Below are 435 nucleotides of genomic sequence, written 5' to 3' on the forward strand. Positions count from 1 at the left end.
GTGCGGGGTCAGTCTCCGCTCGATGCCAGATGCTCACGGAAGAAGGCGATGGCCGCTGCCGAGGCCCGAGCGAACTCGGTGGTGTACGGGGCGAAGTGCCCGCCCGGGATCGTCACCAGCCGCTTCGGCTCCAGCGCCCGGTTGTAGGCGGCGAGCCCGGTGTCGGTGAGGGTGACGGTGTCCTCCAGACCGACGATCATCAGCAGCGGCGTGGGCGAGACGCGGTCGATGAGGACGCCTGGTTCGTACGTACGGGCCTTGCGGTGCGTGATGGCACGCCGCCAGTCCTCGATCTGCCTCCAGGGGTCGATGTCCCGGCGCGGTGTGCCGTCGCTGGCGCCGAAGGTGCGGTGGTCATGGACCAGCGCGGCAAAGCCGGCCTCGGGGGTACCGCGAAAGCAGAGGAGCCCGGCGCCTGGCCGGGCTCCTTCGTGC

General features: G+C 70.6%; 1 pseudogene. It reads right to left on the reverse strand.

Features of this window, described 5'->3' with window-relative positions:
- Positions 1-8 precede the first annotated feature (8 nt).
- Positions 9-435: pseudogene (locus GVL52_RS29265) on the reverse strand (hypothetical protein); the annotation flags it as partial.

The organism is Rhizobium sp. 18055 (assembly GCF_902706285.1).
In the GTDB taxonomy this organism is placed as follows: domain Bacteria; phylum Pseudomonadota; class Alphaproteobacteria; order Rhizobiales; family Rhizobiaceae; genus Rhizobium.